We start from the raw sequence: 23,211 nt of genomic DNA on the forward strand, positions 1-23,211 counted from the left end.
ACGCTCCAGTACGCGCTCCGGTCCGCCGCCGGACAAAGCAACTGGCCGTTCTGCAATCTATGCTTTAAAGCTCGGGTAAAAATAGGTCTAGGGAATCGGAAATGAACTTGTCGCAGAATGCCCGCGGTGCGTTGATGATGACGCTCGCCATGGGTGTGTTCACCACCAATGATGCATTCGTGAAAATGGTCACGCCCGACATGAACACGGGCCAGATCATGTTCATCCGCGGCACGCTCACCACCATCATGCTGGTGTTTCTGGCGCGGCACTACGGCGTCCTGCACCAGTGGCGCATGATGTTCCAGCCGAAGGTTCTATTGCGGTCGGTTTTCGAAATCGGTGCCGCCATCACCTACATCTCGGCGCTGGCCCATATCGATCTGGCGGTCGCGGCCACCATCCTCCTGTCTCTGCCGCTCGCCGTCACCTTCGGCGCCTGGCTGATCTTCAAGGAAGCGGTCGGCTGGCGGCGCTGGCTGGCGATCCTGGTCGGTTTCGCCGGCGTCATCATCGTCTTGCGGCCGGGTCCGGAAGCCTTCGTGCCCGCCTCGCTTCTTGCCGTCAGCGCCGTTTTCTTCACCTCCGGGCGCGACCTCGTCACCAAACGGATCGCCAGCGGCACGCCGACGCTGATCATCTCGCTGTTTGCCGGGCTGACGAACACGCTGGTGGGCGGCCTTCTGATCCCGGTGATGGGCGGCTGGAACCCCGTCAGCCTGTCGGCGCTTCTCTACCTCGCACTGGCCGCCATCCTGATCCTCGCCGGTTATCTGTCGATCATCATGGCCATGCGTTCGGGCGAAATCTCCTTTGTTGCCCCCTTCCGTTATACGAGCCTGATCTTTTCGCTGAGCCTCGGTTTCTATTTCTTCGGCGAGACCCCGGACAGCTACATGGCCGTGGGCGGCAGCCTGATCGTCGCCTCCGGCCTCTATGCCTTCTACCGCGAAAAGGTGCGCGCCCGCACCATCGCGGCGGAAACCCTGCCGCGCACCCCGCAATGACCGGGCAAGGAACACGACCGTGACGAAGCCCGACATCATCTATCTCGACCGCAGCACGCCGCCGCACATCTCCACGCTCGTCCTCGTGGCGGGGCTTGCAGCGCTCACCATGAACATCTTCCTGCCGTCTCTGGCCAGCATGGCCACCCATTTCGGCACCAGTTATGCCGTCATGCAGCTTGCCGTCTCCGCCTATCTTGCAGGAACCGCCGCCCTGCAGCTCGTCATCGGCCCGCTGTCGGATCTCTTTGGCCGCCGTCCGGTGATGCTTGGCTGCATCGCGCTTCTGGCACTCGGCTCGCTGATCTGCCTTTTTGCGCCCAACATCACCGTCTTCATGGTCGGCCGTATCCTGCAGACGGCGATCGTCGCCGGTTTCGTCCTGTCGCGCGCGATCGTGCGCGACATGGTCTCCGCCAACGAGGCCGCCTCGATGATCGGATACGTCACCATGGGTATGTCGCTCGTTCCGATGGTCGCGCCGGCGCTCGGCGGCGTGCTGAACGATGCCTATGGCTGGCAGGCGAATTTCGTCGTCATGATCGTTTATGCCCTCGCCTGCCTGCTGATCACCTACCTTGATCTCGGCGAGACGAACCATCACCGCTCGGCCAGCATCACGGCACAGTTCAAGGCCTGGCCGGAGCTTGTGCGGGCGCCGGCCTTCTGGGGTTATGCGCTCACCTGCGGTTTCGCTTCCGGCATCTTTTATGCCTTCCTCGGCGGCGCGCCCTTCATCGGCACCGTCATCTATGGCCTGACGCCTGCCATGCTCGGCCTGCAGTTCATGCTGCTCGCCATCGGTTACACGCTCGGCAACTTCATTTCCGGGCGTTATGCGAGCCGTTTCGGGCTGCTCACCATGATCACCGCCGGCAATCTGCTGTCCGTCCTTGGCGTCGCCATCTCGCTTGCCCTGGTCGGATCGGGCAGCGACAGCGCCTTTGCCTTCTTCGGCCCACTTGTGCTGGTCGGACTCGGCAACGGCGTGACGCTTCCGAGCGCCAACGCGGGGCTGGTCAGCGTGCGCCCGCATCTGGCCGGCTCCGCCTCCGGTCTTGGCGGCGCGCTTTATGTCGGCGGCGGTGCGGCGCTCTCCGTGCTGGCCGGCTGGATGCTGACGAAAGAGACGGGTGTCATGCCGGTGCTTTTCCTCATGCTGATCTCCGCTATCTTGGCGCTTGTCTTTACCGAGATGATCCGCCGCACCAGAGAAAGTGATCCCTCCGCATGAAAGGTCAGGAACCCCTCAACCCACCGGCGGTCATTCTCGCCGGCGGCCTCTCACGCCGCATGGGTCATGACAAGGCCGGCGTCATGCTCGGCAACCGATCGCTGCTGGATCATGTTGTTGCCCGCCTCCTGCCGCAGGTCTCGGCCATTGCGCTCAACGCGCATCCCGACGTTCACGCCCCGCACGGCCTGCCGGTGATTGCCGACGTCGTTGCCGGCCATCGCGGCCCGCTCGCCGGCATCCTGACGGCGATGCGCCACGGCGCCGAACAGCACGCGCATGCCTCGCACGTTCTGACCGTGCCGATCGACAGCCCCTTTCTGCCGCATGATCTGGTCACGCGCCTGGCCGAGGAAGCCCATGCTAATGACGCAATCGCGATTGCCGCTTCGGCAGGTGCGATGCACCCCGTCTGCGGTCTTTGGCCGGTCTCGCTCGCCGATGCGCTGCAGGCCTTCCTCGACGGCCCGGACGAACCCCGCGTCAAAACCTTCCTGGAGGGGCAGAAGACCGCGCTGGTGGATTTCCCGCTGATCGAGACGGCGCAAGGCCCGCTCGATCCGTTCCTGAACCTTAACACGCCGGACGACCTGAAGAGCGCCGAAACCTTCCTGTCGGAGGCTGGATGACACAGCCGCCCAAAGTCTTCGGCATCGCCGGCTGGAAAAATTCCGGCAAGACCGGCCTGATGGTGCGGCTCGTCACCGAACTCACTGCCCGCGGGCTGAGGGTCTCGACGATCAAACACGCGCACCACGATTTCGACATCGACAAGGTTGGCGCCGACAGCTACCGCCACCGCCAGGCCGGCGCGCATGAAGTGGCGCTCGTCTCCGGCACCCGCTTTGCGATCATGCACGAATTGCGCGGCGCCGCCGAACCGAGCTTTGCCGAGATCCTCGCCCGCCTAGCGCCTTGCGACCTGGTGCTGATCGAAGGTTATAAACGCGAACCGGTGCCCAAGATCGAGGCACGCCGCCGCGAGGCATCCAAAACCGAAGCGCTGGCCCCCACCGATCCGCACATCTGCGCGATCGCCGCCGATCATCCGGTGGACGGCACCGACCTCCCCGTCTTCGACCTCGACGACACGAAGGCGATCGCCGATTTCGTGCTGGCAAAGACGGGGCTTGCGGAAACGTTCAACAGGTAAAACGCAAAGACACCGCCGGAACCGGTCCGGCGATGCCTTGTCGTGATCTCGACCTTTACCGGTTCTGCGCCACCGGCTTCACCAAAGGCGTGATCCGGCGGATCGTCACGCGGCGATTGTCCTGCGACGGGCCTTCGGTCCTCACCTTCAGATAGCGTTCGCCATACCCCTGGGTGGCCAGGTTTTCCGGCGGGATGCCGAAGACTTCGGTCAGTGTCACGGCAACGGATTCCGCCCGTCGGTCGGACAGGACGAGATTGCTGTCGTCGGAGCCGACGGCATCGGTATGGCCCTCGATCAGGAAGGTCTCGCTTGGATCCTTGTCCAGCACCGCCTTCATCGCCTCGGCCACCTTGCGCAGTGACCGGGCCTGCGTCATCGGGATTTCCGCACTCCCCGTCGCAAAGGTGATCGTATCGAGGTCGATCCGGCGCACCTTGTCGCGGATACGGGCCGAATAACGCACCTCGTCCAGCGAATAGACCCGCTCCACCCGCTCGACCGGCGGCTGTTCCAGGAATTCGTAATAGTCCCGGTCCGGTTCGGTGGAGGTGTCGATGATGTACTGGTCGACCGGCACGGTCAGGCGCATCGGCGGCAGGTCAATGCCCGGGTCGCGCCAGACATAATCCGGGTCGCGGCGCTGATCCGTCAGTTCCGGCGCGTAATAGAGCACATATTCGCGCCCGTCGCGGCCGATCCGCGAACGCTGCACGATATCGCCGTAGCGGTTGCGGATGGTGACGATCCGCACGCCGTTGTCGCGTTCGATCACCTCGCGCGTCCGCTCGCCGCGCAGCTGCTCATATTGCGGCCGGTAACCCTCCTCGTAAAACCGGCGGCTGTCGTCGTGGCGGACGATCGTACGGTTGTCGAGCGAGATGATGACACGGCCGTCCCTTTCCTCGCGCTGCTCCTCGAAGCCGCGCTGCCGTTCATACCGAGGGCGCTCCCGCAGACGCTCGCCGCGTTCTGCCGTTGCCGGTTCGATACGAAGCGGTCGAGCCGCTTGGCCGGAGAGAGGCGCCTGGGCCTCGGCATCCGAGGTCGGTGCCGGAGCCGGCGGGGCCGCCGGTTGGGCCCCAGGAGGCGCTTCCGGGGATGCTGGCGGTATCTCGCCCTGCTGCGGATTTCCGCGTGGTCCGTCACGTCGCTCGCGTGGACCGGTGCCCGGTGCCGGCGGTGTGCCGGTCCCTTCCGGCTGGGCCGCGGGTGTTTCCTTGGCACTGTCCAGCACCGCAGCGCCATTTTCGACCGGCAGAACCACCGGCTGGTCGCTGGAAGCTGGGTCCTGCGCAATGCGGCGCGCACGTTCGATCTCTTCCGGCGTGGTGGGAGAGGCAACCTCAGGAGCTGCAGGCGCTGCACCTGGCGGAGGCGGAGCCGCTGCGGCATCTGGTGCTGCCCCCGGTGCGGCCGGTGCTGTGGCGCCATCGGCGCCCGGCGCACCGGCAGCCGGCGGAGATCCGACCGCACTGCCGTCGGCGGGCGGGCCACTGGGCGCCGCGCCCTCGGCGGGCGCTGTCCCAGCGGGTGCCGTGTTCTCCTGCGGCGAAGGCGTCGCCTCTGCCGGTGGGGCGGCAGGCTGTCCCGGTGACGGCTGGTCCCCAGAAGGCTGGTCGGTAGAAGGTTGGTCGGCGGGCGCCGGCGGCTGAGCCTGGGGTGCTGGCGTTGTCGCGTCCGGCGCAACGTCCGGGGCTGGCGCGGCAGGTGCGGGATCCGTCCGTTCAGCGTCGGCAGGTGCCGGCTCCTCGGCCTTCGGCTGTTCGGCGGGCGGTGCGGTGGTCTCCGGAACGGGTGCTTCCGCCGGCGGGGCAGCCGGCGCGTCGCGAGCGGGCTCTTCCGCAGGTGGTTTCACCGCCTCACTTTCGGGTTGGGGAGCCGCAGGCGCGGGCGGAGCCGCCTCACGCGGCGGTTCGGGGGCGGCTTGAGGCTCCGGCTCAGGCGGTGCTTCTGCCGGTGGCGCTGTGGGGGCGGTCTCCGCCGGCGGTTCCGCCCGTTGTTCGGCCGGCGGCTGTTCCGGTTCAGCCCCGGGCTGTCCGCCGGGTGGCGGCAGGATCTGCGCCTGCACCCGCACCAGCGGCAGTTCGGGTATTACCGGCGCCTGCGGCATACGCATCTGCGACAGCGCGGGCTCGGCCAGCAGGCTGAGCGACATCAGAGGCAGGGCAACACCGGCCAGAAGTCCGTTTCGCTTGGGCATGTTCTCTCCTTGAGGCGCGGTGCCCTCTTCCTGTGCAGAAGGGGCACCGTCATCGTCCATGGTCGAGGCGACCGGCATCGCTAACGTTTCGCACCGGTCACGGGTTCCGTCGCCAAGGAGAGGCGGTCCTTGATGAACCTTGCCTGAAGCAGCGTGGCAGCAATCATTCACATTGAGTGCTAAACATCTGAATTTTATGGAGAAAGCGCCGTCATAAATAGCACATGTTAAGCCTCGGTTAAGTCCCAGCTGGTGCAATTCCCTTGGCGGCTCAAAGACGCCGCCCAAGGTCAACTCCGAGGGACAAGACGATGGCAACACAGATGGCAGCCGATATGGAGATGATGCTGAAAGGTTATGGCATCACCACCGCGCAGATCCTCTACCGCATGCCGGACCACCCGGTTTTGTTGCAGAGCTTTCTCTGGCAACATTACGACCTCGCCCCCGATTTTCCGGAAATGCAGGGGTTTCTGAAATTCTGGCAGGAAAAGCTCGACGGTCCGCTGCATTCGGTACGTTACGTGCACCGCAAGCTGATCGCAGCCGGCGAATGGCGGGCGCTGAAGGGAGAATTCATCCTCCACTGACCACCGGATCCACCCGCCCCTGCTTGCCAAGCGGCCATGCCCGGCTTAAACCCGCGGCACCACGGACAACCAGAGGCGGCCATGACCAAGATCGACGAAGAAGCCCTTGCGGAGGCCTATAACCGCGCGCTCGCCCACGAAAAGGCCGGCGAGATCGATGCCGCGGTCGCCGCCTATCACGAGGTGCTGGAGATCGACCCGGAAGACCACGGCGGCGCCGCCGTACGGCTGGCCTCGCTCGGCCGTGGCGAAACCCCGCCCAAAGCGCCGGACGCCTATGTCGAAACCCTCTTCGACCAGCATGCCGAAAGTTTCGAGGATATCCTCGTCGAACAGCTCGGTTACGCGGTGCCGGTCCTGGTGCGCCAGCGCCTGCAGGAGCTGAAGCTCGGCCCCTTCAAGCGCATGCTCGATCTCGGCTGCGGCACGGGCCTGACGGGTGGCACGCTGCGCGACCTGGTGGACGACATCACCGGCATCGACATTTCCGAAAACATGGTCGAGATCGCCCATGAAAAGGATCTCTACGAGACGCTTTACGTGGCCGAAGTCGAGGACTTCCTCGAGGACAATGACGACGAGCCCTTCGACCTCGTCACCGCCACCGATGTGTTGCCCTATCTCGGCGCGCTGGAGCCGCTGTTCTTCGGTGCCGCCGAAAACATGGTCAAGGGCGGCCTTTTCATCTTCTCCTCCGAAACCCTGCCCGCGGACGTGCTGGACGGTCGCCCCTATATGGTCGGCCCGCACCAGCGCTTCGCCCATGCCGAAACCTATGTCCGCGAACGGCTTTCCGATACCGGCTTCGACCTTGTCGAGATCACCGAGATCAACGTACGCATGCAGGACGGCAACCCGACCCCCGGCCACCTGGTGATCGCCCGCTTCCGGGGGGCGTGAGGAAACCCTTGTGCCGCGACGCGACAGGCCATTCCCAATCGGGCCGCGGCACACTAAGTTCCTTCCCGCATGAGGGAGGGGTTTATGACACCGCAACGTTATCTTCTGGCCCAGGCCTATAACAATGCCTGGGCCAATCATCGTCTGCTCGCCTGCTGTCGAAGTCTGTCGGCCGAGCAACTGCACGCGGAACGCACCAGCTTTTTCCCGTCGATCATCCACACGCTGAACCATATCCTGACGGTCGATTGGTTTTATGTGAGCGCGCTGGAAGGCCGGCCGATCGGCCTTGCCGCCTTCGAGCCGGAAATCCCGTTTGCCCTTTTTGCCGACGTGGAGCGCGAACAGCGCGCCATCGACCGCCGCCTGATCGATCACTGTCGTCAGCTCGATGCACAAACGCTGGCGCAGGAGATCGACATTCCCCGCCGGGAGCATGTGCAGGTGGAGCGCACCGATCGGATTCTCCTGCACCTCTTCCAGCACCAGATCCACCATCGTGGCCAGGTGCATGCCATGCTGTCGGGCACCTCCGTCCGACCGCCGCAACTTGACGAGTTCTTCCCCGCTGATCCCGCAGAACAGGCGTTGCGGCGCGCTGATTTTGCCGAACTCGGCTTTTCCGAAACCCTGATCTGGAGCTGACCTTACATGCTGTATTTCGTCATCAAGGGCCTACACGTCGCCTCCGACATTCTCTGGGTCGGCGGCATGCTGATCAATGCCTTTGTGATCGGCATGGTGCCGGCACCGATCCGCACCGGTGTCATTTCGGCGCTGCGCCGTTACGACCGGCTGGTCACCACGACCGCGCTCGGCGGCGCTTGGGTGTTCGGCCTCATCCTCGCCTTCGGTTATGTCGGCTTTTCCGGCGGCTGGTTGCACCTGAAGCTTCTGATCGTGATCATGCTGTCCGCCCTGCACGGCATGCAGAGCGCCTGGCTGCGCCGCATGGAAGCCAATCCGCTCCTCGATCCGCCGGCCTTTGTCGCGAAAGGCATGCCGATCGTGCTCGTTTCCACCGTCGTCGTCGTGCTGCTCGCCATCGTCAAACCCTTCTGACGGCAACGGACAGGCGGGTTTCCATCCGCACCAAAAGGCAATAGACCTCAGGTTTCGGTTACTGGAGGATTTTTGAACAATGGCGAAAGTTGCGTTTATCGGTCTCGGTGTCATGGGTTTCCCGATGGCCGGCCACCTGAAGACCAAGGGCGGACACGATGTCACGGTCTACAACCGCACCACCGCCAAGGCGCAGAGCTGGGTGGAAAAATTCGGCGGCGCCTATGGCAAGACCCCGGCTGAAGCGGCGCAGGACGCCGATTTCGTCTTCACCTGCGTCGGCAACGACGATGACCTGCGTTCGGTGACCACCGGTCCAGGCGGCGTTCTGGAAACCATGAAGCCGGGCGCGATCCTGATCGACAACACCACCGCCTCCGCCGAGGTCGCCCGTGAACTCGACGCCGCCGCCCGGAACAAGGGCGTATCCTTCATCGATGCCCCCGTCTCCGGCGGCCAGGCGGGTGCCGAAAACGGCGTGCTGACAGTGATGTGCGGCGGCGAAGAGGAAGTTTTTGCCAAGGCAAAACCCGTCATCGATGCCTATGCCCGCATGGTCGGCCTGATGGGCCCGGTCGGCGCCGGCCAGCTGACCAAGATGATCAACCAGATCTGCATTGCCGGCCTCGTGCAGGGGCTCGCCGAAGGCATCCATTTCGGCAAGAAGGCCGGCCTCGACATCGAAAAGGTCGTCGAGGTGATTTCCAAGGGCGCTGCCGGCTCCTGGCAGATGGAAAACCGTCACAAGACGATGGCGAGGGGCGAATACGAGTTCGGTTTCGCCGTCGACTGGATGCGCAAGGATCTCGGCATCGTGCTGAACGAAGCCAAGCGCAACGGCGCGACGCTTCCAGTCACCGCCCTGGTCGACCAGTTTTACGGCGAGGTTCAAAAGCTCGGCGGCAATCGCTGGGATACCTCGTCCCTGCTCGCACGACTGGAAAAGTAACTCCCCCTCTTCCGATGCCTGATATGTCCGGCGCAGACCAACTGCGCTGGACGAGTCGGTCAATTCAGGATTTTCTCCGCCCAGGACACCCGCCTCCCGCGCCCTAAGTGGCTGTCCCGCTCTGGAACCGGCCCACCCACAGCTCGACTACTTACAGTATAATTTTAACCATCCATTTCCAGTTTGGAACATAATCGCAAACAAAAAGGTGCTTGGCGCCTGACGATTAAATGAAAAAGATAAATCTAAATTAGGATTGTTCGCGATGGGAAATCTGCCGATACTTGCAAAATTTTTCATCATCATGGGGATGTTTGCGCTTTTTGCCTTGGGCGTCACGATCAACGCCTCGATCGCGATGAAGGATGTGGATGCGGACTATAACGCCTTGATCGATCACGATTCGACGGCGTCGGTGGCGATCGCCCGGGCCAACCGCAACCTCCAGTCCATGCGTGCGGCCATCGGCGATATCATCATGGCCACCGATCAGGCCGTCCTGAACCGCTCGCAGGAGGAGTTTACCGACACACGTGCCCGATTTGCCGAGATGATGGACAGCGCCATCGCGGCCCTCCCTCAGGAGCGGCAACTGCAGGATCTCAAGGCCGAAGGTCTCCGCATCGTCGACGTCTCGTGCCGGGCCGTGATCGAGGCCGGCATGGCGACAACCGATCCCGTCCAGAACCAGAAGATTCAGGCGCAGTTCTACGAAAAGTGCCAGCCCGACTTCCTGCGACTCGGCGACACCATGACGCAGAACACCATGCGCATTCTGAAGAGCGCCACGGAAAAGGGAGATGCGCTGACCGCAAAAACGTCATCCACTGTGATCACCATGCTCGTGATCATCAGCGCCGGCATTGTCGCTGTCTGCGCCTTCGGATTTATGATCATCCGCCTCTCGGTCATCAAACCCATCCATACGCTGGCCTCCACCATGGGCGTTCTGGCGAATGGCGATCTGACGGTGACGGTGGAGGGTGCCGAGCGGCGCGACGAGGTGGGCACGATGGCGCGTGCGGTGCAGGTCTTCAAGGATAACGGCACGAAAGCCCGCGAACTCGAGGTAAGGGCCATTGAGGAGCGCGCCGTCACCGAAGCGGAACGACGCAACAATGCCGAAGCGGACCGCGCCCGTGCCGCGGCCATGGAACAGGCCACCGCGGGGCTCGCCGAAGGCCTCCACCAGCTCGCCGATGGCAATCTTGCCGTCCAGCTGCCCCACCCCTTCTCGGCGGAGTTCGAAGGCCTGCGTAACGATTTTAATGCGGCCGCCACCCGCCTGAAGGACACGCTCACCCAGGTGGCAAGCTCCGCCGTCTCCATCGACAGCGGCTCGCGCGAGCTGAGCCAGAGCGCCGGCGATCTGTCCAAACGAACGGAACAGCAGGCCGCCTCGCTCGAACAGACCGCCGCAGCGCTCGATCAGATCACTGCCAACGTCTCCAACGCCTCCAAACGGACGGACGAGGCACGCACCGTCGCCGTCGAGGCCAATCGGGCCGCACACCAGTCCGGCAGGGTCGTGGCCGACGCGGTCGATGCGATGCAGCGCATCGAACAATCGTCCAACCAGATCTCCAGCATCATTGGCGTCATTGACGAGATCGCCTTCCAGACCAACCTGCTGGCGCTCAATGCCGGCGTCGAAGCAGCCCGCGCGGGCGAAGCCGGCAAGGGCTTTGCGGTGGTCGCCCAGGAGGTCCGTGAGCTGGCGCAACGCTCTGCCCAGGCCGCCAAGGAGATCAAGGACCTCATCCGTACCTCGGCCGATCAAGTCGATAACGGGGTGCGCCTGGTCAAGGCAACCGGCGAAGCGCTCAAGGTCATCGAGGGCCATGTCGTCTCGATCAATACGCAGCTCGATGCGATTGCCACCTCCGCCAAGGAACAGTCGGTCGGCCTCTCAGAGGTGAATACAGCGGTCAACCAGATGGATCAGGTCACCCAGCAGAATGCCGCCATGGTGGAAGAGGCAACGGCCGCCAGCACCGGCCTTGCCGGCGAAGCGGAAAAGCTGCGCCAGTTGATCTCCCGCTTCCAGCTGCAGGGCGGCGCTGCCGCGCATGCACCGTTGGTCGCATCCGCCTCCCGCAATTCCCCCGCCCCCTCGCCGGCACGCCGGCTGGTGAGCAAGGTGGCACGGGCCGTTGGTGGCGGCGGTGCGGCAGCCGAAAGCTGGGAAGAATTCTGATCCCCACGCAAACAAGAAGGCCGGTGACGCGACCCGCGTCACCGGCCTTTTCCTGTCTGAAGCGGCTGAGGACCTCTCAGTCCTCACCGGCCTTCTGGTTGTCGAGCATCATGTAATCGAGCGGCAGTTCCGTCGTGTATTTGATCTGCTCCATCGCAAAGGCCGAGGACACGTCGCGGATCTCGATGCGGGCGATCATCCGTTTGTAGAAGGCATCGTAGGCGGCGATATCCGGCACCACAACGCGCAGCAGGTAATCCACGTCGCCGCTCATCCGGTAGAATTCCACCACTTCGGGGAATTCCGAAATCACCTCGGAAAAGCGCTTCAGCCACTCGATCGAATGGCTGTTGGTGCGGATCGACACGAAGACCGTGACCTTCGTGTTGACCTTGGCCGGATCGAGCAGCGCCACCCGCCGGCGAATGACGCCATCCTCTTCCATCTTCTGGATGCGCCGCCAACAGGGCGTCGTGGAAAGTCCGACCTTCTTGGCAAGATCGGCGACGGCGAGCGTGGAATCTTCCTGCAGAATGCGCAGGATCTTGCGGTCGAGGCGGTCCATCTCAACTCCTATGGGGAAACTATATTCTACATATCGCGATTTTCGGGCCCTGTAACCGAAAATCCTTTCAGCGGATCAGGCTGTCCACATAAGCGCGGAGCGAAGGCAGCAACTCTGCCTCGAACCAGGCGTTTTTCTTCAGCCAGCCGCTGTTGCGCCAGCTCGGATGCGGCAGCGGCATCACCCGCGGCCCCTCATTGCTGAAAAACACGGAGCGCCAGTCGCGCACGGTCTCCGTCATCGTCTTCTGGCGCCGCCCGCCCAGATGCCAGGCCTGCGCATGCTGGCCGATCGCCAGAACCGTCTCGATCTGCGGCATGGCCTCGATCACGCGTCGCCGCCACAGCGGCGCGCATTCGACGCGCGGCGGCAGATCGTGACCGTTCACGTCATAACCGGGAAAACAGAAGCCCATCGGCACGATGGCGAATGTGTCCGGATCATAAAAGGTCTGCCGGTCGACGCCCAGCCAGGCGCGCAGCCGGTCGCCGGAGGCATCGTTGAACGGCAGTCCACTCTCGTGGACGCGCAAGCCCGGCGCCTGACCGGCAATCAGGATGCGCGCGACCGGCGAGATAACCACGACCGGACGCGGTTCATGCGGCAGACGTCGTTCGGGCCCCTTCAACGGTGTATCCCGGCAGACACGACAGTGCCCGATCATCTCGCGCAGGGTTTTCAGGTGGTCCGGTCCTGCCATTTGCCCGGTCACAGCCAGGCCAGCGACAGCAGATCGTAAATGCTCTGCCAAACGCCCTCTCCTTCCTGCTCTTGATCGATCAGCCCGGCGCGGTCTCGAAACACCCGCGGATGGTCGAACGGTCCGCGCCAGATCCCGCGATGCGCCGTCTCGGCGGCACTCTGTTCCCGCCTAAATGTGAGGGCGCCGGTTGCGAGCGCAAAACCGGAGGCCACCATGCGGCCGTTCACCGTCTGCCCGCCGCTGACGCAGGATACAAGCACCCGCCGGTAACGATCGCGTGCCTCGCCCCGGCATTCCGCTTGGGTTTCGTGCATCAGCCGGACGAGCGCCGCCCGCGCCTCTTCGCCGCAGGCCCAGGGTCTTTGTGTTTCGTCGAGGCAGGTCTGCTTGAGTTCCGGCGCATCGATGCCCGAAAGCCTGAGACGTGCGGACCCGACGGCGAGCGTGTCGCCATCGATGACAAAAAAGGGGCCGGCAAAGACGCTCTCCTCACCCGGACCGGCCAGTCTTGCGGCGATCAAGACCAGCAGGAACAGGAAGGAGACCGTCAGCAGCAGGTCCTTCAGCCGGCTCATCCGGCGATATCGTCGGGCACGCGTCACGTTTCGGTCCAAAGTCCAAACGGAAGATTGGGGAAGATGGCAAACAAAACCTTGCTTGGCAGGATCTTCTTAAGATTTCGCCCCTAGTCTGGCCAGCATCGGTCAGAGTAACCCATGGTCATGAGTAGCGGCGTTAGCACCACAACCGACAAGAACATTGTCGACAAGTCGCGTCAACACCGCAACAAGGCGGTGTCGAAGGCAGTGCGCGTGACGCGTGAGCGGTTGCAATCCACCTCCGTCGGCAGTCAGGTCTTCGAAAAGGAAACCTTGTCTCTGCACGTGCACACCGTGCTGCAGAGCGCGCTTATCCTGCCGCTGTTCGTCGCGCTGGTCGCCGCAGCCGGCATCTACATCACCGGTGATGCCCGTTACCTCACCTGGGCCCTGCTGACGCTGGCGGTCCACTCGATCAATCTTCTGCTCGCCAAACAGGCCTCCCGCCGGGACCTGACGACAACGAACACGCCGCGCTGGCGCCGTATCCTGCTGGCTGGCCAGATCCTGCTGGGCTGCTGCCTGGCGCTGTTTGCCGCAAACGACTGCATGGCGTGCGGCGGCGACGGCTTCTATTTCTACAAGGGCGCCGTGCTGTTGGTGGCGATTTCGATCTCCGCCATGGGCAATATCATGCTCAGGCAGGCGACACTCCTGTCCTTTGTGCCGGTCATCCTCGTGCTCTCCGTCTCGGCCTATCTGTCGCGCGATGTCCTGGATGTCGGGTTGATCGGCATGTGCGCCACGGCCCTGCTGCTCTTCCATTACATCGCCGACCGGCTGCACCGCTCCAGCCTGACGCTGATGGCCTACCAGTCGGAAAAGGACGATCTGATCGCCGAGCTGGAGGTCGCCAAATCCGTCTCCGACGAAGCGCGCAGGCGGGCCGAAGAGGCCAATCTGGCCAAATCGCGTTTCCTCGCCTCGATGTCGCACGAGTTGCGCACGCCGCTGAACGCCATCCTCGGTTTTTCCGAAGTCATGGCGCAGGAGGTGCTGGGGCCGCTGCAGAATGCAACCTACAAGGAGTATGCCGGCGATATCCACCGCTCCGGCCAGCACCTTCTCAACCTGATCAACGAGATCCTCGACCTGTCGCGCATCGAAGCCGGCCGTTACGAACTTTCGGAGGAGGCTTTGTCGCTTCTGGAAGTGGCCGAGGATTGTATCGGAATGGTACAGCTTCGCGCCCGCGCCAAAAACATGACCATCCACCAGCAGTTCGAGCCGAACCTGCCGCAGGTCTGGGCCGACGAGAAGTCGATCCGCCAGGTGATCCTGAACCTGTTGTCGAACGCCGTGAAATTCACCAGCCAGGGCGGCGAGGTGACCGTCAAGGTCGGCTGGACCGCCGGCGGCGGCCAGTATGTGGCGATCAAGGACAATGGTCCGGGCATTGCCGAGGAAGAAATCCCGATCGTGCTGTCGGCCTTCGGCCAGGGCTCCATCGCGATCAAGAGCGCAGAGCAGGGCACCGGGCTTGGCCTTCCCATCGTGCAGGCGATCCTTGCCAAACACGACGGCCAGTTCATCCTCCGCTCGAAGCTGCGTGAAGGCACAGAGGCAATCGCCATCCTGCCCAAAACCCGCGTGCTGCAGTCGGTGGCCGCCGTGGCGGATGCCAAATCCGTGGAACCGCGCCGCCGGAGTTTTGCCTGAGGCACGGGCAAACCGGGCTTACCGCAAAAGCGTCCTGAACTCCTCGTCCTCGCGGAAATCCTGAAGATCGTTGTCGATTGCTTCCGGCTCGAGCATGGCGGCCAATGTCGCCTTCATCCGGGGATCGCGTTTGAGCGCTTCCTTGACGGCATTGAGCGCCGAACGGCGGGCAACGGCAAGCTCAGTCTTGGGCACGTCCGGACGATTCAGCAGCGCATGGTGCCGCTGGCCGAAGGCCGCCGCCATCAGGAACCAGTAACGCGCCAGTTCCGTCGCCGCTGTACTGGCCAGGCTGTAGCCAAGAGCAATCGCACGGTCATGACCCCCCTCTTCATAGAGCGCACTCGTGATGACATTGAGACTTTCGCCGACCGAGATGGTCGGAGCGGCTGCGACCTGTCGCATCACAGGATCTTCCCAGGCATCGGCAAGGCTCGCCGCAGCCGTGCGAAACCCCTCCTCGGCCTGAGCCTCCACCGCCTCCTGCTCGACTTCACGCGCCAGAATATCCTCCACCTCCAGGAACAGCGGCGAGAGCGCCAACCGCGTGTAGAGATAGAAGAACAGGAAGCCGCTGATCACCCCGAAGGCGAGCAGCAGGGGTGCGGCCATGGGAAGTACGCCGGCCGAGGCTGGCTGGCCGTTGACACCAGGAAAGACGGCAGCATTGGTGCGGACGAAGTCTGAGAACTTTGCCGCATAGGTGAAAAGCGACGGGATCTGCGTCAGGCCGACGCCGACCAGCATGGTGGTCAGCCATTCGGAAATCCGCTCCAGATTGGTATTGGAGCCGAGCAGCCTCGCTCGTTTGCGCGCGCGGGTTTCCGACGACGTGACAGGAGGCCCGTCTTTTCCCTCGCCCGCCGCATCCACCGGGGACGGATCGCCGGATAGGACCCTTGGCAACGAAAAAAGGAAACCGACGAGCCCGCCCACCGCAGCACCGGCAATGGTGATCAGCACACCGATCCCGATGGCGCCCCCCATGCCACCTGACTGCGACAGGCCATGCGCAACCAGGGCGGCGAGGATGGCCATCCAGGCGACATGGATGACGGCGAGCGGCGGCTCCGCGTCCTTCGCCGCGTTAGAGACATTCGGTAAAAGCCCCCACCCTTTGTTCGATCCTGCCAACCCCGCCCCCTTGGAATAACTGAGCGGAGGCTAGCAAATTCAACATTTAGTTGCAATATGCACGCGATTGTTGATGCAAGATTCCGCGAGCCGCACGGGAGAGTTTTGCCTGAAACACCTTCCCTCGGCGGAAAACCGGGCGCATAATAACGCCCATGACCACTCTGTTCGACCTTGCCATCGAGACTGCCCGGCTGCTTCCTCCGGAAAAGCAGGACGAGATTGCGCGCCTTGTGCTGGAAATGGCGGAAGAGGGCGAGAGCCTTTTTCTTCTCTCGCCGGACGACATCGAAGGACTGAGACCCTCGCTGGAACAGGTGAAGAAGCGTGAATTTGCCGATGAGAGCGAGGTCCGCACGATATGGTCCAAGCACGGCCTTTGAACCTGCGCTACACACCGCTCGCCGCCGCAGAACTGGCGGCGCTTCTCGATTATATCCGGCATCGATCCCCCGCCGCGGCAGACAAGGTCGCAGCCCGCCTCAAACCGTTGATCGACCTGCTGCCGTCCCATCCGTGCATGGGACGCCTGTCGCAGATCCCGAAGCTTCGGGTTCTGCCGGTGCGGCCTTACCCGTACCTGGTCTTTTACGAGGTCGGCGACGAGGACATCGTCATCCTCGCCTTTCGCCACGCGGTCCAGGATCCGAGCACCTTCCCGGACCTCTGAGCCATCAATGCTGATGTGGTGTCGGCTCGCTGGCCGTCGTCACGCCCGCCTGTGCAAAGGTCGCCATGCCGGAATGGCAGGCGGCGGCCGCCTTGACGATGCCGGCGGCAAGTGCCGCCCCCGTGCCTTCGCCAAGCCGCATGCCGAGTGCCAGAAGCGGCGTCTTGCCGAGCTTTTCGGTTGCCTTCAGGTGACCGGGTTCGGCCGAGACATGGCCGATCAGGCAGTGGTCGAGCGCCGTCGGATTGGCGGCCTTGAGGATGGAGGCGGCAGCCGTTGCCACATAACCATCGATCAGCACCGGGATTTTTTCCACCCGGCAGGCGAGGATCGCACCGGCCATGGCAGCCACTTCCCGGCCACCCAGCCGGCGCAGGATTTCGAGCGGATCGGAGAGATGATCCTTGTGGAAGGCGACCGCCTGTTTGACCGCGGCAATCTTGCGGGCGAGCATCTCGCCATGCGAACCGGTGCCGGGCCCGACCCAGTCTTCCGCCTCGCCGCCATAAAGCGCCAGGTTGATGGCAGCCGCCACCGTCGTATTGCCGATGCCCATTTCGCCGATGCACAGAAGATCCGTGCCGCCGGCAATCGCTTCCATGCCAAACGCCATGGTGGCCGCACAATCGCGTTCGGAGAGTGCCGGCTCGACGGTGATGTCGCCGGTCGGATAATCGAGCGCCAGGTCAAAGATCTTCAGGCCGAGATCATAGGTCGCACAGATCTGGTTGATCGCCGCACCGCCGGCGGCAAAGTTTTCCACCATCTGCTGCGTCACCGATGGCGGATAAGGCGTGATGCCGTGGCGGGCAACGCCGTGATTGCCGGCAAAGATCGCCACCAGCGGACGATTGACCGCCGGCGCCCGGCCGCTCCAGGCGGCAAGCCAGAAGGCGATTTCCTCGAGCCGCCCCAGCGAACCCGCCGGTTTCGTCAACTGTCCATTGCGGTCGCGCGCCGCCACCAGCGCATGCGCGTCGGGGCCGGGGAGGTCCCGCAACAGGGTGCGGAAATCGTCGAAAGGCAGGCCGCTCAAGCTCATCGGATCACTCTTCCTTGTGCGTCGTCTCACGCCGCCTTTGTTTCGGGCGGCGGAATCTGATTTGGTGTGCCTCTCTTTATCAGGCATCGACGGAGGAACAACTGCCAAACGCGCGTGAAGGGTTTTCCGCTTCCATTTGCGACCTCGCCCTTGATCTTGCGCGGTCGCTCGGTTTTCTGTCCCGCCTGCCCGTCCCGGCCCGTTTTTTCGATGGCGATGACGGTAGCATGGGCCGGACCGCGCGCGTCTTTCCGCTGGCGGGCCTCGTGATTGCGGCGCCCTCCGCCGTGCTCCTCACGCTTCTGCCGCACCGTGCGGAAACCGCCCTGCTCCTGGCCTTCCTGGCGTTCACCCTTTCGACGCTCCTCTCCGGTGCGCTGCACGAAGATGGCTTGGCCGACAGCGCCGACGGCCTGTTCGGTGGCCGCGACCGGGAACACGCACTTACCATCATGAAGGACAGCCGGATCGGCGCTTATGGGGTGATCGCCCTGATCCTCTCGTTTGGCCTGCGGACCGCAGCGCTGGCCGCTCTCGTTGTGATGGCCCCCACATCGCCCCTTGCGCCGCTCGCTCTTCTTGCCGCCGCCTGTCTGTCGCGGGCGATCATGGTCTGGCACTGGCAGGCGCTGCCGCCCGCCCGCCCCGGCGGAACCGCCGCCGCCGTCGGCCAGCCGTCACCGGCCTCGCGCAACGCGGCCCTCGCCCTGGGCGGCGTGTTCGCGCTCGTCCTGCCGCTTCTCGGCGGTGCGCCGCCGCTGCCCCTCACGTTTGCCGTCGCCACCGCGGCAATGGCGGCCATCCTCTTCGCGCGCAAGGTCCGCCAGACGATCGGCGGCCATACCGGCGACACGATCGGCGCGATCCAGCAGATCACGGAAACGGCATTTCTCTGTGCCCTTGCGGTTGTGCTCTGAGGCCATGATATAAACGCCATGATCACACCTTGTATCCGCGTCTGCACGATTCATGAGGAAACGGCGCTCTGCCTCGGCTGTGGCCGCACACTCGGCGAAATCGCCAGTTGGAGCAGCTATACCGACGACGGACGAACCCGGGTGATGGCGGAACTGCCGGCGCGCCTGACCGCCCTGGCCGCACAGGGCCTCATTTCGTCGGAGGACGGATCGACCGAGATCAAGGGACGCCGACGGGAGGAGAAACGCGCATGAACATGCTGACCGTTCTGCTGGTCATTCTCGCCGGCGGCCTCGCCCTCCTGATCTTCAACCACGACTCCGGCCAGATTTTCGGCATCGGCACCGATGATTTCGGCCATCTGGTGCAGCTTTCGGCGCTGGTCGTGTTGCTGTCGGCGGGTGTGCTGGCCGGGAGGCGCGGACGGGCCGGCGAAGTCCTGCGCAACATCGCCGTCTGGCTGTTGATCGCACTCGTGCTTGTTGCCGGTTATCTTTACCGCTCGGACCTGCACCAGTTCGCCGCCCGCATCACCGCGGGCCTCATCCCCGGAAGCCCGGTCGTCATGACCACCAGTGAAGGCAGTGAGGAAGTGGTGATCTATCGTGGCCGCGGCGGCCATTTCCAGGCGCAGGTCACCGTCGATGGTCAGACGATCCCGATGCTGGTCGATACCGGCGCCAGCGCCGTTGTGCTCGCTTACGATGATGCGCTGCGCCTCGGCCTTGATCCGCAGAACCTGAGTTATTCCGTGCGCGTCCAGACCGCCAATGGCGAGGCCCGCGCCGCGCCCGTCAGATTGGAGACCATCGCCATCGGCCCGATCACGCGCAGCAATATCCGCGCGCTGGTGACGGAAGACGGGCGTCTTGCCGAAAGCCTGCTCGGCATGAGTTTCCTCTCCACCCTCGGCTCGCTGCAGATCCAGACCGACCAGCTCAGGCTGCGGGACTGACCGCCACCCGGCGGAAGACGCTCGGCGGCGCGCCGATGATCCGTTTGAAGGCGCGGGCGTCGTGCAGCAGTCAGCCGCAGGCGTCGTGGCTGTGGGCGCGCGGTTCTGCCCGCCAGTCCCGTCCGATCTCCACAACAAGGCGGGCAAGCCGAGACTGGGCCCGGACAAGGCCGGCGAATTTGCCGAGCCCCTGACCAATGGCGACAGCAAGGAAAAGCCACAGGCCATGCCAGCCGGTCAGTGGAATGCCGGACAAAACCTGCGCGGCGATGAAAATCAGAGCCGCCAGCAATCCGACCACAAGGCCCAGCGAAGCCTCGCCGCAGCCGCAGGCCGCATAGGCCCGGTTGAGATCTTTTTCCCACCTGGAGCGCACCTCATCCGGCAAGGACTTGTCCTGCAGGACCAGCCGCCCGCGCGGATTGGGATGCATCAGGGGCATGACCGAGAGGCCCTTCAGGTCGTCCGGATGGGTGACGGGGCGCAGCACCCGCCCTTTCGGCATCGGCGAAGTTTCGATCTGCTCCATGACCTACACCCTCCTTTAGAAATAACTGACGTGCTTGGAGGCACGCACCAGCAAGACCTGCCAATCGTAGAACCGAAACTGCATGACGTCAGGAAGCATCGGCCGAGGCACGGACATCAGGTTGTCGCCATTGCTCGCCACGGGAACATGCCAGAGATTGGTCGCATGACCGATTTCATGCGTGGTGATACGACGCAGATCCGGTTGCACCGGCATGGTACGGCCCACCACGGTCACGAAATCGGTGATCCACAATCCGCATCCCTCGGCACCCCCGACACTGCGGACGAAGAACACCGCAACCGGCGCACCATAACCAGTCAGCCGTCGCCAGTTGCCGAAGAAACAGTGGGTTGTCATCAGCAGGTTGAACTTCGAACCGGCCTTTCCGAGATCGTTGCCGAACCCCTCCGCATTGCAGCTCGGATCCAGCGTATCCGGGTCCCCCACCTCGCGTGACAGCACCTTGATCCATCCTTCGGTCACCTGAGGCGCGCCATTGAAGCCCGTGGAATACTGAAAGGGACCGCTCGGCACCAGCCGGATATTGCAGTCGCGCTTCAGCATGTCGGCTGCCACCTGCAACTGATCGACAGCATGGGCAAGATTGCCGACCGGCCGGGAAAACTCGTCGGCAAGGATGACCGGGCACACCCGCAGGATCTTTTCCGGCCGGATGCCGACAAGGCCGGCGAGAATGTCGACGATGCTGGCAACGATGTTGATGACGGCCGTCACAAGGCTGATCACCCAGCGCAGGATGGCCCCGATGATGGGGATCGACAGGATGATCTCGACGACCGCCGCAATCAGCGACAGAACCCATCCGATCAGGCCCTCCAGCGTCACCAGCACCGCATTGACGATGGTCGTCACGACATCCCACAGCACGCAGATGGCGGTCGTGACCACGGTCCAGCCCACGCAGACCCATTTGGCAATCCAGACAGCGGCGATGCAGACCCAGCTCGACACCCACACGGACGCCACGCAGATCCAGCTCACCAGTTTGCAGGCCCAGCTGCACGGCCACCAGTCGCAACAATCGGCCTCGTAGGCGGTGCAACTGCTGTAGCCGTCATCCCGCCATTGTGTGCATTCGCTGTGGCCCTGATCGGCCCAGCTCGTGCAGCTTTCCACGCGTTCTTCACCCCATTGCAGACACGTTGGCATGCGTCCCCCTTCCGTCCCCCGGACGGTCTTGCGGTCAGACAGGCACAGCACTTTCAGGCGTGAGAAATGCGCAACTCGGCCCGGATCGGGCGTCGGATAGATCGAATTATCGGTTGTAAATATATAATTGCACAACTCACCGGCGGACGCAAGTTCATCCCAGCCGAACGCGGCCGGATGGCCGTCCGCGCTGGAGTCGGTTGTCCTACTTCCGCAACCGGTACCCCGTCTTGAAAATCCGGCCGAGCGTCAGCATGCCGGCGGCCAGGAACACGCCGATCATCACCAGGCTGACCAGCGGATTGACATCGGAAATGCCATAGAAACTCCAGCGGAAGCCGGAGACGAGGTAGAGCACCGGATTGAGATGGCTGACGGCGGCCCAGAAGGGCGGCAGCATGTCGATCGAATAAAAACTGCCGCCAAGGAAGGTCAAGGGCGGCACCACCAGCATCGGCACCAGGTTCAGCTGCTCGAAATTATCCGCCCAGATGCCGATGATGAAACCGAACATCGAAAAGGTCACGGCCGTCAGCACCATGAACATCAGCATCAGAAGCGGATGTTCGATCGTCAGGTCAACGAAGAAGGAGGCGGTGGCGAGAATGATCAGCCCGATCATCAGACCCTTGGTCGCAGCCGCGCCGACATAACCGATGACGATCTCGACCATCGAGACGGGCGAGGACAGAAGCTCGTAGATCGTACCGGTGAATTTCGGGAAATAGATGCCGATCGCGCCATTGCTGATGCATTGCGAGAGCAGCGTCAACATGATCAGTCCCGGCGTGATGAAGGCGCCGTAGGAGACACCGCCCACCTCGTTGATGCGCGAGCCGATCGCCGTGCCGAACACGATGAAATAGAGCGAGGTGGTGATGACGGGCGAAATCACGCTCTGCAGCAGGGTTCGGCCGGTGCGCGCCATCTCGAAATAATAGATCGCCTTGATCGCTTCGATGTTCATCATCAGTGCGTCTCCACCAGCGAAACGAAAATGTCTTCCAGCGAACTCTGTCGGGTGGAAATGTCGGAGATCGACAGTCCTTCGGCCTCGACAGTGGCCAGCACCTGGCCGATGCGTGCGTCGCCGGCGCCATTGCCGTATTCGTGCACCAGCTCGCGGCCATCCGCCCCGAGCGTCACGCCGAGCGCGGCAAGCGCCGGCGGCAGCAGAATGATCGGCGTCTTCAGCTCCAGATGCAGCGCCTTGCGGCCGAGCGTCTGCATCAGTGCCCGTTTTTCCTCCACCAGCAGAAGCTCGCCCTTGCGGATCACGCCGATCCGGTCGGCCATCTCCTCCGCCTCCTCGATGTAATGGGTGGTGAGGATGACGGTCACGCCGGTCTCGCGCAGCCGCTCGATCGCCGCCCACATGCCGCGCCTGAGCTCCACATCGACGCCCGCCGTCGGTTCGTCGAGGAAGAGGATGCGCGGCTCGTGCGCCAGCGCCTTGGCAATCAGCACGCGGCGTTTCATGCCGCCGGAGAGCTCCCGCAGTTTGTTGTCCTTCTTCTCCCAGAGCGACAGATCCTTGAGGATCTGTTCGATCAGCGCCGGGTTGCGCTTTTCGCCATGCAGGCCACGCGAAAAACTGACCGTGTTCCACACCGTCTCGAACTGGTCGGTGGTCAGTTCCTGCGGCACAAGACCGATCAGTTTTCGGGTCGCACGGAAATCCTTGACCACGTCATGCCCACCCACCAGCACCGTGCCGGAGGACGGCATGGCAAGCCCGCAGACAATGGAAATCAACGTCGTCTTGCCGGCGCCATTCGGCCCCAGCAAAGCGAGAATCTCGCCCTCGCGGATCTCCAGATCGACGCCCTTCAGCGCCTGGAATCCATTGGCATAGGTCTTCGTCAGGTTCTTGATGGATACGATGGAGGACATGGTTTCCCGGAATGCTCAAGGAAGAGGCAGGTTGAAGCCATCTATATAGGCATGCCGGGGAGATTGCGAGGGCCGC

At 63.4% G+C, this 23,211-nt stretch carries 26 protein-coding genes; 16 read left to right on the plus strand and 10 right to left on the minus strand.

Annotated elements, in window-relative coordinates; all coding sequences use genetic code 11:
- Positions 1–101 precede the first annotated feature (101 nt).
- From OU993_RS26100 to mobB, 4 genes are read left to right on the plus strand one after another with little or no spacing between them, the layout of a single operon-like run.
- Complete coding sequence (locus OU993_RS26100) at positions 102–1,007, plus strand: DMT family transporter (RefSeq protein WP_268161867.1); 906 nt, start codon at positions 102–104, stop codon at positions 1,005–1,007.
- Between the two features lie 19 nt (positions 1,008–1,026).
- Positions 1,027–2,241, plus strand: coding sequence for a multidrug effflux MFS transporter (locus OU993_RS26105; RefSeq protein WP_268161868.1), 1,215 nt, complete (start codon positions 1,027–1,029; stop codon positions 2,239–2,241).
- Positions 2,238–2,870 carry a molybdenum cofactor guanylyltransferase MobA gene (mobA, locus tag OU993_RS26110; RefSeq protein WP_268161869.1) on the plus strand — a complete coding sequence of 211 codons (633 nt, stop codon included), beginning with the start codon at positions 2,238–2,240 and terminating at the stop codon, positions 2,868–2,870. The genes OU993_RS26105 and mobA overlap by 4 nt, the downstream gene beginning before the upstream one ends.
- Positions 2,867–3,394 carry a molybdopterin-guanine dinucleotide biosynthesis protein B gene (mobB, locus tag OU993_RS26115; RefSeq protein WP_268161871.1) on the plus strand — a complete coding sequence of 176 codons (528 nt, stop codon included), beginning with the start codon at positions 2,867–2,869 and terminating at the stop codon, positions 3,392–3,394. The genes mobA and mobB overlap by 4 nt, the downstream gene beginning before the upstream one ends.
- 55 nt (positions 3,395–3,449) lie before the next feature.
- Here the strand turns inward: mobB and OU993_RS26120 are convergent, their stop codons facing one another.
- A complete protein-coding gene (locus tag OU993_RS26120; RefSeq protein WP_268161873.1) occupies positions 3,450–5,597 on the minus strand; it encodes an OmpA family protein in 2,148 nt (715 codons plus the stop codon).
- A 323-nt stretch (positions 5,598–5,920) separates the two neighbouring features.
- Between OU993_RS26120 and OU993_RS26125 the strand changes: the two genes are divergently transcribed.
- From OU993_RS26125 to OU993_RS26150, 6 genes are all read left to right on the plus strand, one after another.
- Positions 5,921–6,187 (plus strand): usg protein, encoded by a 267-nt coding sequence (locus OU993_RS26125; protein ID WP_268162544.1) that lies wholly within the window; start codon positions 5,921–5,923, stop codon positions 6,185–6,187.
- Between the two features lie 81 nt (positions 6,188–6,268).
- Positions 6,269–7,087 (plus strand): class I SAM-dependent DNA methyltransferase, encoded by an 819-nt coding sequence (locus OU993_RS26130; protein ID WP_268161875.1) that lies wholly within the window; start codon positions 6,269–6,271, stop codon positions 7,085–7,087.
- Between the two features lie 84 nt (positions 7,088–7,171).
- The gene (locus tag OU993_RS26135) at positions 7,172–7,732 is read left to right on the plus strand and encodes a DinB family protein (RefSeq protein WP_268161877.1); all 561 of its coding nucleotides are present in this window, start codon (positions 7,172–7,174) and stop codon (positions 7,730–7,732) included.
- Between the two features lie 6 nt (positions 7,733–7,738).
- The gene (locus OU993_RS26140) at positions 7,739–8,149 is read left to right on the plus strand and encodes a CopD family protein (protein WP_268161879.1); all 411 of its coding nucleotides are present in this window, start codon (positions 7,739–7,741) and stop codon (positions 8,147–8,149) included.
- 79 nt (positions 8,150–8,228) lie between these two features.
- Positions 8,229–9,098, plus strand: coding sequence for an NAD(P)-dependent oxidoreductase (locus tag OU993_RS26145; protein WP_268161881.1), 870 nt, complete (start codon positions 8,229–8,231; stop codon positions 9,096–9,098).
- Between the two features lie 265 nt (positions 9,099–9,363).
- Complete coding sequence (locus OU993_RS26150; RefSeq protein ID WP_268161883.1) at positions 9,364–11,295, plus strand: methyl-accepting chemotaxis protein; 1,932 nt, start codon at positions 9,364–9,366, stop codon at positions 11,293–11,295.
- A gap of 76 nt (positions 11,296–11,371) precedes the next feature.
- Here the strand turns inward: OU993_RS26150 and OU993_RS26155 are convergent, their stop codons facing one another.
- The 3 genes from OU993_RS26155 to OU993_RS26165 all read right to left on the minus strand — a co-directional run bounded on the left by OU993_RS26155 (position 11,372) and on the right by OU993_RS26165 (position 13,138).
- Complete coding sequence (locus OU993_RS26155) at positions 11,372–11,860, minus strand: Lrp/AsnC family transcriptional regulator (protein ID WP_268161885.1); 489 nt, start codon at positions 11,858–11,860, stop codon at positions 11,372–11,374.
- Positions 11,861–11,927: 67 nt separating this feature from the next.
- On the minus strand, positions 11,928–12,560 hold the full coding sequence (locus tag OU993_RS26160; RefSeq protein WP_268161887.1) for a uracil-DNA glycosylase family protein: 633 nt from the start codon (positions 12,558–12,560) through the stop codon (positions 11,928–11,930).
- Between the two features lie 8 nt (positions 12,561–12,568).
- Positions 12,569–13,138: a thermonuclease family protein gene (locus OU993_RS26165; protein ID WP_268161889.1), complete on the minus strand. Its 570-nt coding sequence runs from the start codon at positions 13,136–13,138 to the stop codon at positions 12,569–12,571.
- Between the two features lie 147 nt (positions 13,139–13,285).
- Here OU993_RS26165 and OU993_RS26170 point away from each other — a divergent pair, with 147 nt between their 5' ends.
- Entirely contained in the window at positions 13,286–14,821 is a 1,536-nt protein-coding gene (locus OU993_RS26170; RefSeq protein ID WP_268161891.1) for a sensor histidine kinase, read from the plus strand.
- Between the two features lie 18 nt (positions 14,822–14,839).
- Here the strand turns inward: OU993_RS26170 and OU993_RS26175 are convergent, their stop codons facing one another.
- Positions 14,840–15,955 (minus strand): hypothetical protein, encoded by a 1,116-nt coding sequence (locus OU993_RS26175; RefSeq protein ID WP_268161893.1) that lies wholly within the window; start codon positions 15,953–15,955, stop codon positions 14,840–14,842.
- 155 nt (positions 15,956–16,110) lie between these two features.
- On the opposite strand from OU993_RS26175, the gene OU993_RS26180 reads away from it, so the two are divergent.
- Positions 16,111–16,338, plus strand: coding sequence for a hypothetical protein (locus OU993_RS26180; RefSeq protein ID WP_268161895.1), 228 nt, complete (start codon positions 16,111–16,113; stop codon positions 16,336–16,338).
- Positions 16,317–16,625: a type II toxin-antitoxin system RelE/ParE family toxin gene (locus OU993_RS26185; RefSeq protein WP_268161897.1), complete on the plus strand. Its 309-nt coding sequence runs from the start codon at positions 16,317–16,319 to the stop codon at positions 16,623–16,625. Before OU993_RS26180 ends, OU993_RS26185 begins: the two co-directional genes overlap by 22 nt.
- 4 nt (positions 16,626–16,629) lie before the next feature.
- Here the strand turns inward: OU993_RS26185 and cobT are convergent, their stop codons facing one another.
- A complete protein-coding gene (cobT, locus tag OU993_RS26190) occupies positions 16,630–17,667 on the minus strand; it encodes a nicotinate-nucleotide--dimethylbenzimidazole phosphoribosyltransferase (RefSeq protein ID WP_268161899.1) in 1,038 nt (345 codons plus the stop codon).
- A 101-nt stretch (positions 17,668–17,768) separates the two neighbouring features.
- Here cobT and cobS point away from each other — a divergent pair, with 101 nt between their 5' ends.
- From cobS to OU993_RS26205, 3 genes are read left to right on the plus strand one after another with little or no spacing between them, the layout of a single operon-like run.
- Positions 17,769–18,584 (plus strand): adenosylcobinamide-GDP ribazoletransferase, encoded by an 816-nt coding sequence (gene cobS, locus OU993_RS26195; RefSeq protein WP_268162545.1) that lies wholly within the window; start codon positions 17,769–17,771, stop codon positions 18,582–18,584.
- An 18-nt stretch (positions 18,585–18,602) separates the two neighbouring features.
- On the plus strand, positions 18,603–18,839 hold the full coding sequence (locus OU993_RS26200) for a DUF1289 domain-containing protein (RefSeq protein WP_268161901.1): 237 nt from the start codon (positions 18,603–18,605) through the stop codon (positions 18,837–18,839).
- A complete protein-coding gene (locus OU993_RS26205) occupies positions 18,836–19,540 on the plus strand; it encodes a retropepsin-like aspartic protease family protein (protein WP_268161903.1) in 705 nt (234 codons plus the stop codon). Before OU993_RS26200 ends, OU993_RS26205 begins: the two co-directional genes overlap by 4 nt.
- A 70-nt stretch (positions 19,541–19,610) precedes the next feature.
- Here OU993_RS26205 and OU993_RS26210 read toward each other — a convergent pair whose 3' ends face one another.
- The 4 genes from OU993_RS26210 to OU993_RS26225 all read right to left on the minus strand — a co-directional run bounded on the left by OU993_RS26210 (position 19,611) and on the right by OU993_RS26225 (position 23,135).
- Positions 19,611–20,069 carry a hypothetical protein gene (locus tag OU993_RS26210; protein ID WP_268161905.1) on the minus strand — a complete coding sequence of 153 codons (459 nt, stop codon included), beginning with the start codon at positions 20,067–20,069 and terminating at the stop codon, positions 19,611–19,613.
- 15 nt (positions 20,070–20,084) lie between these two features.
- Complete coding sequence (locus OU993_RS26215) at positions 20,085–21,242, minus strand: hypothetical protein (protein ID WP_268161907.1); 1,158 nt, start codon at positions 21,240–21,242, stop codon at positions 20,085–20,087.
- A 205-nt stretch (positions 21,243–21,447) separates the two neighbouring features.
- Positions 21,448–22,209 carry an ABC transporter permease gene (locus OU993_RS26220; protein ID WP_268162546.1) on the minus strand — a complete coding sequence of 254 codons (762 nt, stop codon included), beginning with the start codon at positions 22,207–22,209 and terminating at the stop codon, positions 21,448–21,450.
- 2 nt (positions 22,210–22,211) lie between these two features.
- Positions 22,212–23,135, minus strand: a complete 924-nt coding sequence (locus tag OU993_RS26225) for an ABC transporter ATP-binding protein (RefSeq protein WP_268161914.1) — start codon at positions 23,133–23,135, stop codon at positions 22,212–22,214.
- Positions 23,136–23,211: the final 76 nt, after the last annotated feature.

Source organism: Rhizobium sp. SL86, assembly GCF_026672545.1.
In the GTDB taxonomy this organism is placed as follows: Bacteria; Pseudomonadota; Alphaproteobacteria; order Rhizobiales; family Rhizobiaceae; genus Neorhizobium.